We start from the raw sequence: 10,964 nt of genomic DNA, 5'->3' as shown, positions 1-10,964 counted from the left end.
CAACGGATACGCGCAGCGCGTGTCACAGCCCAGCCCCGCCTGGACACCCCTAACTTAGCGGCATTGGCCGGACGGGCAGGCTCTGGGATGACCACGGCTACCGCTGTCTGCTCGGCTTCTGGAGGTGGGCCGCTGGGTGGTCATCCCGTCGCCTGATTGAGGCCTATCACTTTGAGCCGGGCCCGCAAGCGTGCGCTGTCATCTTGCGTTGGTCTGTGGGTTGCGGGCCCGGCTCAAAGTGATTTGACGGCCTCAGGCGACGGGATGACCACCCAGCTCCGTGATTTCTGGGCTTCGCCCGACCACCAACCGAGTCACGCATTACTCGTCTGGCCGCACCCGTCGCCGGCGGCTTCAGGCGGACCGGATCCGAGCCAGGGGCCCAGCTTGTCGGGGTTCCGGATGGCCCAGATGTGCGTGATCCGGTCGTTCGCGACGGCGAACGCGTAGACAGCGGCGAGCTCGTCCCCGCGGCGCAGCACCAGGCCCGGCAGGCCGTTGACGGTCCGCTCCTCGATCGTCAGCTCGCCGAAAGAGGCCAGCTCGGCCACGTACCGGGCGACGAGTTCGCCGCCTTCGATCGGGGCGATCGCGGCGCGGACGCGGCCGCCGCCGTCGGCGGTCAGCGTCGCCTCGGGGTCGAGCAACCCGATCAGGGTGCCGATGTCCCCGGCCGCCCAGGCCTCCTTGAAGTCCCGGACCAGGCCGGCCTGCCGGGCCGCCGGGGCCGCGGGGCGGGCCGAGGCGCGGACGCGGCGGCGGGCCGCGGAGGCCAGTTCCCGGCACGCCGCCGGCGTCCGGCCGGTGATTTCGGCGACCTCGGCGAACGAGTACCCGAAGACGTCGTGCAGCACGAGGGCCACGCGCTGGGCCGGGGTCATCGCTTCGAGCGCCACCAAGAACGCCATGCTTACCGACTCGTCCAGGGTGATCCGGTCGGCCGGGTCGGGCTGGTCGGGCAGCGGCTCGGGCAGCCACTCGCCGACGTACCGCTCGCGCCGCACCCGCGCCGAGCCGAGGACGTCCAGGCAGATCCGGCCGGCCACCGTGGTCAGCCAGGCGCCGGGCGAGGAGATCGCCGCCTGCTGTTCCGGGGTCAGGGCGTACCAGCGGGCGTAGGTCTCCTGGACGGCGTCCTCGGCTTCGGTCAGCGAGCCGAGCAGCCGGTAGGCGAGGTTGACCAGGTGCCGTCGTTCGGCGACGACGATTTCCGATGGCGTTGTCATGACTCCTCCGACGACACAGCCTGCCCGAACGTCAGGACCTGACATTCCGGTGGCCCGCTTCGTCGTACCGGTCGCAACCAACCGAACAGGGGAGAAACGATGATCAAGATCGGGATCGTGCTCGGCAGCACCCGCCGGGGCCGGGTGGGGGACCAGGTGGCCCGGTGGGTCCACGAGCGGGCCGCCCGCCGCGGTGACGCCGAGTTCGCCGTGATCGACCTGCGCGACCACCCGCTGCCCCACCTCGAAGAGGCGCCGGGCTTCTCGGGGCGGTACGAGGACGAGCGGACCCAGGCCTTCGCCGCCGTCATCGCGTCGTGTGACGGGTTCGTGTTCGTCACGCCGGAGTACAACCACTCGATGCCCGGCGTGCTCAAGAACGCCCTCGACCACGTCCACGTCGAGTGGAACACCAAGGCGGCCGGGTTCGTCTCCTACGGCGGCGTCGGCGGTGCCCGGTCGGTCGAGCAGCTGCGCCTGGTCTGCGGGGCGCTCCAGCTGGCCGATGTGGCCCCGCAGGTGACGCTGCCCCTGGCGACCGAATTCGACCTCCGCACCGTCTTCGCGCCCGGCGAGCACCAGCTCGCCGCGCTGGACACCCTGCTCGGCCACGTCGTCGCCTGGAGCACCGCGCTGGCGCCGCTGCGGGGCGGGGACGCGGAAGCCGCGGTCCGCGGCCGGCTCGATGCGGTCATCGAAGCGTTGCGGGCCAAGGACCTGGAAGCGCTGCGCAGGATCTACGCGCCGGACGTCGTCTCCTTCGACGTCGAACCACCGCTGCAGCACGTGGGGGTCGACGCGAAGCTGAAGAACTGGGCGAAGGTGTTCACCCTCTTCGAAAAGGTGGACTACGAGCTGCGCGACCTGACCGTCACGGTGAGCGCCGGCCTGGCCGTGGGGCACGGCTTCGGCCGGGTCAGCGGCACGCTGCCGACCGGCGAAGACGTGTCCGGCATGTGGGTCCGGGCCACCTTCGTCTTCCGGCACCTCGGCGACGGCTGGATGATCGTGCACGACCAGGCGTCCGTGCCGTTCGACTTCGTGACCGGCCGGGGTATGACCGACCTCGAGCCGTGAGAGCTCAGTCGAGCCGCGCGCGGTGGGCGGCCACGGCGGCCCGCCGCGGGTCGGTCGCCGGGAGCGTCCGCAGCAGCGCGTCGAGCACGGCGAAGTCGTCGGCGCCGCAGGCGGTTTCCCAGAACGACCACAGCACCGCCGGGTCGCCGCTGTTCAGCGCCACCTGACGCACCTGCGCGGTCAGCGTCTCCCGCTCCTCGCGGATCGCCGGCGCTTCCGACTCCGGCAGCAGCGGCCCGCGGAAGACCCGCAGTGCCTCGGCCGGGGCGCCGGACCGGACGGCCGAGCGGGCGCGGAGGAAGTCGGCGTCGACGTCGGCGGCCAGGCGGTACGGGCGCGTCTGCACCACCGACGCGCCGAGCTGGGAGCGCAGCCGGTGGATCTCCGCGCGGACCGTCACCGGGTTGCCCGTCTCGCCGTAGAGCTGCAGGGCCAGCCGTTCGGCCGAGAGGCCGTTCGGGTGCAGGGCCAGCAGGGTCAGGATCTCCGCGTGCCGCAGCGTCAACGGCACTTCTCGACCGTCCACAGTGGTCGTGTGGGCGCCGTCGGGCAGGTACTCCAGGCGCAGCCGGGCCCGGTGGGCGCCCGCCGGGGACGACAGGCGGAGCAGGTAGCCCTCGGGCAGCGGTTCCACCGTGGCGAGGCGGCCGTCGGGCAGGGCGATCGTCCCGCCGCCGCGCCGGACGTCCACTGTGGACGGAAGGGTGCAGGACTCGGCCGCGAGCACCCGCCCGGCCGCCGAAAGCAGCGCGCCGGGGCGGCCGCGCAGGGCCTCCAGGTGCGGCATGTTGACCCGCCGCAGCCGCTCATCGCGGACGGCCAGCTGGGCGCGCAGCTGGCCTTCCGCGAGCTGCGCGGTGGCCGTGACCAGGGAAAGCATCGCCGGGTGCACCGTGCGCAGCGGCCCGCTGACGTCGATCGAGCCCAGCAGCACGCCGGTCTCGGGGTCGCGCACCGGCGCCGCCGCGCACGTCCACGTGTGGTAGCGCCGGACCAGGTGCTCGGCCGAGTAGATCTGCACCGGCTCGCCGGTGACCAGCGCCGTGCCCATGGCGTTCGTGCCGATCGCCGCCTCGCTCCACCGCGTGCCCTCGGTGAGGCCGACCCGGTCGCCGCGCAGGAGCTGGCCCGCCGCGCCCTCGCGCCAGAGGATCAGGCCGTCGGCGTCGGTGACGATCATCAGGTGCTCGGCGTCGTCGGCGATGCTCACCAGCATCTGCCGCAGCACCGGGAGCACGGGGGCCAGCGGGTGGGCCTCGCGCAGCGCGGCCAGTGCGGCGGAGTCGTGGACGAACGGCGCTTCGCCGTCGTCCGGGTCGACGCGGGCGGCCAATGAGCGGCTCCACGAGTCGGAGACCACGGAGCGTGGCGACCGCGGGCCCGGCACGCCGGCCAGCACCGCCTCGCGGACGTGCCGCAGGAGCCGCGCGTACGACTCCGGGTCGCGCAGCAGCTCGGGTTCCGGCGACTCTGCCACGTCTGCCAGCGTAGATACCGGGCACGTCGCGGTGCAACGCGCGTGCAACGTTGCCGGACCTACCTTCGCCGCACCCGATCACTCCGAGCAACGAGGCAGGGAAGATGGTCCAGTACGCCGCACCGAACACCGAAGGCAGCGTCGTCAGCTTCGAGCCGCGCTACGACCACTACATCGGCGGCGAGTACGTGCCGCCGGCCGGCGGCCGGTACTTCGAGAACCCGACGCCCGTCACCGGGAAGACGTTCTGCGAGGTCGCCCGCGGCACCGCCGAAGACGTCGAGAAGGCGCTCGACGCCGCGCACGGCGCAGCGCCGGCGTGGGGCCGGACGTCGATCGAGGAACGCGCGAACACCCTGCTGAAGATCGCCGACCGGATGGAACAGCACCTCGAAGCGATCGCGGTCGCCGAGTCGTGGGAGAACGGCAAGCCGGTCCGCGAGACGCTGGCCGCGGACATCCCGCTGGCCATCGACCACTTCCGCTACTTCGCCGGCGCCCTGCGCGCCCAGGAGGGCGGCATCTCGCAGATCGACGAGCACACCGTCGCCTACCACTTCCACGAGCCGCTCGGCGTGGTCGGGCAGATCATCCCGTGGAACTTCCCGATCCTGATGGCGGTCTGGAAGCTCGCCCCGGCGCTGGCCGCGGGCAACGCCGTGGTGCTCAAGCCGGCCGAGCAGACACCGGCGTCGATCCACGTGCTGATGTCGATCATCGGCGACCTGCTCCCGCCGGGCGTGGTCAACATCGTCAACGGCTTCGGCATCGAGGCGGGCAAGCCGCTCGCGTCGAGCAACCGCGTGCGCAAGATCGCGTTCACCGGCGAGACCACCACCGGGCGGCTGATCCTGCAGTACGCCAGCGAAAACATCATCCCGGTGACGGTCGAGCTCGGTGGCAAGAGCCCGAACATCTTCTTCGACGACGTCGCCGCGGCCAACGATTCCTTCTACGACAAGGCGCTGGAGGGCTTCGCGCTCTTCGCGCTGAACCAGGGCGAAGTCTGCACGTGCCCGTCACGCGTGCTGATCCAGTCCGGCATCCACGACCGCTTCCTCGCCGACGCCGTTTCGCGGGTGCGGAAGATCAAGCAGGGCCACCCCCTCGACACCGAGACGATGATCGGCGCGCAGGCGTCGAACGACCAGCTCGAGAAGATCCTCTCCTACATCGACATCGGCAAGCAGGAGGGCGCCGAGATCCTCACCGGCGGCACGCGGTCGGACCTCGGCGGCGAGCTCTCGGGCGGCTACTACGTCGAGCCGACGGTGTTCGCGGGCGACAACAAGATGCGGATCTTCCAGGAGGAGATCTTCGGCCCGGTGGTGTCGGTGACGAAGTTCGACGACTACGCCGACGCGCTGAAGATCGCCAACGACACGCTGTACGGCCTCGGCGCCGGCGTGTGGTCGCGGGACGGCAACGTCGCCTACCGCGCCGGCCGCGACATCCAGGCCGGCCGGGTCTGGGTGAACAACTACCACGCGTACCCGGCGCACGCGGCCTTCGGCGGGTACAAGGCCTCGGGCATCGGCCGCGAGACGCACAAGATGATGCTGGACCACTACCAGCAGACGAAGAACCTGCTCGTCTCCTACTCCGACCAGGCGCTCGGGTTCTTCTGACAGTCCTCAGCCGATCCCCCGGAACCGGCGGGCGGCGAACAGGGCGGTGAGGCTCAGGCAGGCCGTCAGCACGAGGTAGTACCCCGGCGAGACCGGCGACCCGGTCGTGGCGATCAGCGCCGCCGCGATCGTCGGGGTGAACCCGCCGAAGATGCCGACCGTCGCGTTGTAGCCGAACGAGAGCCCGGTCGCCCGGGTGTGCGCCGGGAACGCGTCGGCCATCACCGACGGCAGGGCGCCGAAGTACGCCGCCTTCAGCAGTCCCAGGATCGTCATCGCGATCGTGAGGGTCAGGAACGACGGCGCCTTCGTCACCCAGACGTACAGCGGGACCGCGCTCGCACCGATCAGCACGGCGGAGCCGACCATGAGCCGGAGCCGGCCGTGGCGGTCGGCGAGCAGGCCGGCCACCGGGGTGCCGAGGGTCAGCACGACCCCGGTGATCAACAGTGCCACGAAGGAAAGCGAGGGGTTGATCCCGAGGCTCTTGATCGCGAACGCCGGCAGCGACTGCAGGATGAAGTTCAGCGACGTCGACACGACCAGCGCGCCGCCGGCGATGAGCAGGCCGCCCCAGTGGTGGCGGAACAGTTCCCGGATCGGCGCCTTCTCCGCCGGCGTGGCGGGTGATTCGTCGACGTGCCGGCGGAGGTACCAGCCGATCGGGCCGATCAGCAGCCCGAAGGCGAACGGGACCCGCCAGCCCCACGACGTCATCGCGTCATCGGTCAGCACCGCGGTCAGCCCGGCCGCGAACCCGGCCGACAGCAGCACCGAGAGGCCCTGGCTCGCGAACTGGAAGCTGCCGAGGAAACCCTTGCGCCGCTCGTCCTGCTCGATCAGGAAGGACGTCGCGGCGCCGAACTCGCCGCCCGCGGCGAATCCCTGGACCAGCCGCGCGACGATCACGCCGAGCGGCGCCAGGATCCCGATCTGCGCGTAGCCGGGCAGGAGCACCAGCAGCAGCGTGCCGAGGACCATCAGCCGGATGGTCAGGACGAGGGCCTTCTTGCGCCCGTGCCGGTCGGCGTACGCGCCGAGCACGAGGCCGCCGAGCGGGCGGATCAGGAACGTGATCCCGAAAACGGCGTAGGCCTGCACCAGCTGGACAGCGGCGTTGCCACCGGGGAAGAACGACTTGCCGATGTAGGCCGCCATCGCCGTGTAGGCGATGAGGTCGAACCACTCGAGCGCGTTGCCGATGGTCGCCGCGGCGATCGCGCGCCGGTTCGTGACGCGGGGCCGGGTCTGCGTCTCGGTCATCGGCGCTCCCCGAGGGCGTGGAACAGGGCCGTGGCCAGCACGACCCCTTCGCGGGCGAGGGAAGCGAGCAGGTGCTCGTCGGGCGCGTGCTGCAGGCAGCCGGGGTACGAATGCGGGAGCCACAGCGTCGGCAGGCCGAGGACGTCGGTGAAGACGTGGTTGGGCAGGCCGCCGCCGAAGCCGGGCAGGAGCGCGACGGGCTTCCCGGCCACCTCGTCCAAAGTAGACACTGCCCAGCGCACCCACGGGTCGTCGACCGGCGTGCGGCTGGCCCGGAAGCCGCCCTCGACGGTCACCGAAACCATCGGGAGGTCCTGCGCGGCGAGGTGTTTCGTGATCGCCTCCGCCACGCCTTCGACGTCGGTGCCCACGACGTACCGCAGCTGCAGCACCGCACGGGCCCGGCCGGGGATCGCGTTGACCGGGCGGTCGACGTCGCCCGCGCCGAGGGAGAGGACTTCGAGGGTGTTCCAGCCGTAGAGCCGTTCGGCCGGGGTCAGCCGCGGGTCGCCCCAGTCCTCGTCCGGCACCGGGTCGCCCGGGGTGTTCGCGACGACGACGTCCGCGAGCGCCGCGCGGACGGTGTCCGGCAGCCCGGGCGGCAGCAGTCCGGGAACCTGGATGCGGCCGTGGCCGTCGACCAGGCTCGCGATCGCCGCGGCCAGGGTGGTCGCCGGGTTGCGCAGGATCCCGCCCCAGTTCCCGGAGTGGTAGGCGTCCGGGCGCAGGTCGACGTCGAGCGCGATCCGGACGCTGCCCCGCGCGCCGAGGAACAGCGTCGGTGTCGCGGCGTCGAGACGCGGGCCGTCGGAGGCGATGAGGACGTCGGCGCCCAGGAGTTCCCGGTGCGTTTCGGCGAACTCCGTCAGGCCCGGCGAGCCGATCTCCTCGCCGGTCTCGAACAGGAACTTCAGGTTGAAGCCGAGCTTTCCGCGCTCGGCCAGCAGCAGCCGCAACGCCGTGAGGTTGACCAGGTGCTGGCCCTTGTTGTCGGCGGTGCCGCGGCCGTACCAGCGGTCGCCATCCGCGGTCAGCGTCCACGGGTCCCGGCCTGCACCCCACGGCCCGGCCTCCCCGACGACGTCGGCGTGGCCGTAGCAGAGCAGCGTCGGCAGCCCGGGCGCCTCCGTGCGGGTGCCGAGCAGGAACGGGCCGCCCGCCGGGTCCGGGTTGGGGTACGTCTCCACAGCGCAGCCGAGCGACTCGAGCATGGGGGTCAGGACGTCGTCGAGGTATGCCTGGACGGCAACGCGGCCTTCGGGCGCGTCGCTCACCGTCGGGTACTTCACGAGCTTGGCGAGTTCGGCGAAGAACGCGCCGGAGTCGACTTGGGCCTGTGCTTTCGCGATCAGATCGGCAGGGATCACGGGGCCTCCCGGGTCGTGTCGGGAAAGCGTAAGGCGCGCCGGGCCGGGGGACCATTGCCGTTTCGACGGCCGTGCGTTCTCATGAAGGCAAACCGGGAGGACCGATGCGCCTGCTGCCCACTGGGCTGACCTACTTCCTCGAGGTCGCCCGCACCGGCTCGGTGTCCGAAGCCGCTGCCGCGCTGACGGTCGCGCCGTCGGCGATCAGCCGCCAGATCGCCAAGCTCGAAGCCGCGATCGGCGTGCCGCTGTTCGTCCGGCACCCGCGCGGCATGATCCCGACCGACGCCGGCAACCGGCTGCTCGACCACGTCCGCCGCAGCGAGGCGGAGTCGGCGGCGCTGCTGGACGAGCTGCGCACCGGGCGCGGGCTGCAGGCCCGCTCGATCACGGTGGCGTGTTCGGAGGGCTTCGCCCGCCGGGTGGTGCCGCGCGCGATCGCGGAGTTCCGGCGCGACCACCCCGAAGTGGCGTTCCACGTCGACGTCGTCCGGCGCGACGAAGCGACCCGGCGCGTGCTCGACGGCGAGGCGGACGTCGCCGTCACCTACACGACCGGGCCGCTGCACGGCGTGCGCGTGGAAAGCGCCGTGGTGGTGCCGGTGTACGCGATCGTGCCGGTCGGGCACGAGCTGGCCGGCCGGGCCCGGATGAGCCTGGCCGAGCTGTGCGCGTACCCGGTCGCGTTGCCGACCGCCGGGCAGAGCCTGCGCGAGCTGTTCGACATCGCCGCCCGGATCGAAAACCTCGCCGTCCGGCGGGTCCTGGAGTGCGACGAGCTCGCACCGCTCTACGAGTTCGTCCGCGCCGGCGGCGGAGTCGCGCTGGTCGGCGGGCTCGGGGACGTCCACCAGGACGCCGAGGCGGAAGGCGTGGCCTACGTCCACCTCGACAACCGCGCGTTCCGGCAACGGGAAGCGCAGGTCCAGACGATGGCGGGGCGGACGCTGTCGCTCTCGGTGACCCGGTTCACCGCCATCCTGGTTTCGCTGGTCCGGCCCGCGGAACCGGAAAAGTAAACGAACGGTCGTGCTATCTTCGGCCCATGAACGTCGACGGTGTGTTTGTGGGGGAGCCGAGCGTCCTGGGGTACCGGCGCGAGCGGCCGGTGCTGAGCGCGATCACGAAGGCGCGGGTCACGGCGCCGGAGCTGAACCTGACCGAGCTGAACCTCGACGGCGACCGCCAGGCCGACCTCACCGTGCACGGCGGGGTCGACAAAGCGGTTTACGTCTACCCGACCGAGCACTACCCGGCCTGGGCGGCCGAGGGCCTCGACGCCGAGCCGGGCGGCTTCGGCGAGAACATCTCGCTGTCCGGTGCCACCGAGGACGACGTCCGGATCGGGGACGTCTGGGCCTGGGGCGACGCGCTGGTCCAGGTCTCGCAGCCGCGGCAGCCGTGCTTCAAGCTGGCCATGAAGACCGGCCGCAAGGACGTGACCCCGCTGATGATCGACAGCGGGCGCTGCGGCTGGTACCTGCGCGTCCTGCGGCCCGGCACGGTACCGACGTCCGGTGCGGTCGAGCTCGTCGAGCGCGCGGACGGCCCGACGATCACCGAGGTGTACCTCGTCTCCTTCGCCAACTACGGGCAGCTGCCGGAGGACAAGGTGGCGGCGGCGCTGGACCTCGCCGACCGGGTGCTGGCCACCCCCGCGCTCTCGGCGTCCTACCGCGGCGGCGTCCAGTCCACTGTGGACCGCTGGCGGGCGCGGCGTGCCGGGTGACGGCCGGATCGCCCGCGGCGACGCGACCCGGCGCCTGGTGCTGCGCCGGGCCGTCGACGTCGCCTCGGTCGAGGGCCTGGACGGGCTGTCCCTCGGCCGGCTGGCCACCGAGCTGGAACTGAGCAAGAGCGGGGTGTTCGCGCTGTTCGGCTCCAAGGAGGAGCTGCAGCTCGCGACGATCGAGGCGGCCTGGGAGATCTTCCGCGCGCACGTGGTGACGCCGTCGCTCGCGGCCGGGCCGGGGCTGCCGCGGCTGCACGCGGTGTGCGAGAGGTGGCTGGACTACTCCGAACGGCGGGTCTTCCCCGGCGGGTGCTTCTTCTTCCACGCCGGCGCGGAGTTCGACGCGCGCCCGGGCCGGGTGCACGACGCGGTGGCGGCGGCGAGCGGCTCGTTCGCCGCCTTCCTCCGGGAAACCGCGGCGGAGGCGGTCGAGCTCGGCCAGGTCGACGCGGACGCCGAGGTGCTGGCGTTCGAACTCCACGCGCTGGGCCGCGCGGCCAACGCCGACGCCGTCCTCCACGGCGCCGCGGATTTCTATATCTTGGCGAGGAGGGTGATTCGCGCGCGGCTGGACGCCGTCGCGCGGGCGTGAGGGGGAAGTGTGCGATTGCCGATCGTCGCCGTGGTGGCGGCTGTGCTGGTGCTGGCCGGGTGCGGCAAGGAACCCGACCCGCGGGCCTACCCGGGCAGCGAAAACGGGGTGAGCTGGGAGGAAGCGACGGCACGGTACCGGATTTCGCCGCCCCCGTGCCCGGTCGACGACCTGCGCTTCGACCTGCAGCCGCGGCTGACCGACCGGCTGGCCTTCACGTTCACCGCGGAGAAGTCCTGTGTGGATGCTTATCTGAAGCAGTACAACGTCGATCCGGCTGCTCCGCGGCTCAGTTGGCCGAAAGACGCCGACTCCGTCAAGTCCCCGTTCGATTCGCGGACGATGCAGGAGCTGGGCTGGCAGTTCGATCCCCACGTCGAGCAGGTCTTCTACGCCGGCTTCCGGACGCCGGACCGGTGGTCGTCGTTCGACGTGGTCGTGCGCCCGGGGCCCGACCGCGAAACCGCCTACTTCCTCAGCAAAACCCTGGGCTGAGGTCGTGAGTGGTAAGGCGGGTTGGAACCCGCCTTGTCATCGGCTACGTGATCGAGGAGCAGGCCGTGCGGCCGATGCCGGGTGAGTTCGACGAGCGCTACCGCGAA

Annotated in this window: 10 protein-coding genes; 6 read left to right on the top strand and 4 right to left on the bottom strand. The window is 71.8% G+C overall.

Features of this window, described 5'->3' with window-relative positions:
• Positions 1-314: 314 nt before the first annotated feature.
• A complete protein-coding gene (gene sigJ, locus ACWEGE_RS46665) occupies positions 315-1,226 on the bottom strand; it encodes an RNA polymerase sigma factor SigJ (RefSeq protein WP_449666960.1) in 912 nt (303 codons plus the stop codon).
• A 99-nt stretch (positions 1,227-1,325) separates the two neighbouring features.
• Between sigJ and ACWEGE_RS46660 the strand changes: the two genes are divergently transcribed.
• The gene (locus ACWEGE_RS46660; protein ID WP_449666959.1) at positions 1,326-2,303 is read left to right on the top strand and encodes an NAD(P)H-dependent oxidoreductase; all 978 of its coding nucleotides are present in this window, start codon (positions 1,326-1,328) and stop codon (positions 2,301-2,303) included.
• A gap of 4 nt (positions 2,304-2,307) precedes the next feature.
• Here ACWEGE_RS46660 and ACWEGE_RS46655 read toward each other — a convergent pair whose 3' ends face one another.
• Complete coding sequence (locus ACWEGE_RS46655; RefSeq protein WP_449666958.1) at positions 2,308-3,780, bottom strand: GAF domain-containing protein; 1,473 nt, start codon at positions 3,778-3,780, stop codon at positions 2,308-2,310.
• Positions 3,781-3,884: 104 nt separating this feature from the next.
• Between ACWEGE_RS46655 and adh the strand changes: the two genes are divergently transcribed.
• Positions 3,885-5,408 carry an aldehyde dehydrogenase gene (gene adh, locus ACWEGE_RS46650; protein WP_449666957.1) on the top strand — a complete coding sequence of 508 codons (1,524 nt, stop codon included), beginning with the start codon at positions 3,885-3,887 and terminating at the stop codon, positions 5,406-5,408.
• A 6-nt stretch (positions 5,409-5,414) separates the two neighbouring features.
• Here adh and ACWEGE_RS46645 read toward each other — a convergent pair whose 3' ends face one another.
• Both ACWEGE_RS46645 and ACWEGE_RS46640 read right to left on the bottom strand, forming a co-directional pair.
• Positions 5,415-6,671: an MFS transporter gene (locus tag ACWEGE_RS46645; protein WP_449666956.1), complete on the bottom strand. Its 1,257-nt coding sequence runs from the start codon at positions 6,669-6,671 to the stop codon at positions 5,415-5,417.
• Positions 6,668-8,038, bottom strand: coding sequence for a M20 family metallopeptidase (locus ACWEGE_RS46640; protein WP_449666955.1), 1,371 nt, complete (start codon positions 8,036-8,038; stop codon positions 6,668-6,670). Before ACWEGE_RS46640 ends, ACWEGE_RS46645 begins: the two co-directional genes overlap by 4 nt.
• Positions 8,039-8,142: 104 nt before the next feature.
• Between ACWEGE_RS46640 and ACWEGE_RS46635 the strand changes: the two genes are divergently transcribed.
• Genes ACWEGE_RS46635 through ACWEGE_RS46620 form a run of 4 tightly spaced genes read left to right on the top strand, consistent with a single transcriptional unit; the run spans position 8,143 to position 10,857 of the window.
• Entirely contained in the window at positions 8,143-9,057 is a 915-nt protein-coding gene (locus ACWEGE_RS46635) for a LysR family transcriptional regulator (RefSeq protein ID WP_449666954.1), read from the top strand.
• A gap of 26 nt (positions 9,058-9,083) precedes the next feature.
• The gene (locus tag ACWEGE_RS46630) at positions 9,084-9,767 is read left to right on the top strand and encodes an MOSC domain-containing protein (RefSeq protein ID WP_449666953.1); all 684 of its coding nucleotides are present in this window, start codon (positions 9,084-9,086) and stop codon (positions 9,765-9,767) included.
• Positions 9,757-10,362: a TetR/AcrR family transcriptional regulator gene (locus ACWEGE_RS46625; protein ID WP_449666952.1), complete on the top strand. Its 606-nt coding sequence runs from the start codon at positions 9,757-9,759 to the stop codon at positions 10,360-10,362. Before ACWEGE_RS46630 ends, ACWEGE_RS46625 begins: the two co-directional genes overlap by 11 nt.
• A 9-nt stretch (positions 10,363-10,371) precedes the next feature.
• The gene (locus ACWEGE_RS46620; RefSeq protein WP_449666951.1) at positions 10,372-10,857 is read left to right on the top strand and encodes a hypothetical protein; all 486 of its coding nucleotides are present in this window, start codon (positions 10,372-10,374) and stop codon (positions 10,855-10,857) included.
• Positions 10,858-10,964 lie beyond the last annotated feature (107 nt).

It is taken from the genome of Amycolatopsis sp. NPDC004747 (assembly GCF_053601335.1).
The sequence above is the reverse complement of the archived record's forward strand: the minus strand, read 5'-3'. Positions and strand labels throughout refer to the sequence as shown.

Excerpts from the sequence above, each read along its gene's own strand:
- ACWEGE_RS46645 (WP_449666956.1), bottom strand. The coding sequence starts at position 6,671 with ATGACCGAGACGCAGACCCGGCCCCGCGTCACGAACCGGCGCGCGATC.
- sigJ (WP_449666960.1), bottom strand. The coding sequence starts at position 1,226 with ATGACAACGCCATCGGAAATCGTCGTCGCCGAACGACGGCACCTGGTC.
- ACWEGE_RS46635 (WP_449666954.1), top strand. The coding sequence starts at position 8,143 with ATGCGCCTGCTGCCCACTGGGCTGACCTACTTCCTCGAGGTCGCCCGC.
- ACWEGE_RS46660 (WP_449666959.1), top strand. The coding sequence starts at position 1,326 with ATGATCAAGATCGGGATCGTGCTCGGCAGCACCCGCCGGGGCCGGGTG.
- ACWEGE_RS46630 (WP_449666953.1), top strand. The coding sequence starts at position 9,084 with ATGAACGTCGACGGTGTGTTTGTGGGGGAGCCGAGCGTCCTGGGGTAC.
- adh (WP_449666957.1), top strand. The coding sequence starts at position 3,885 with ATGGTCCAGTACGCCGCACCGAACACCGAAGGCAGCGTCGTCAGCTTC.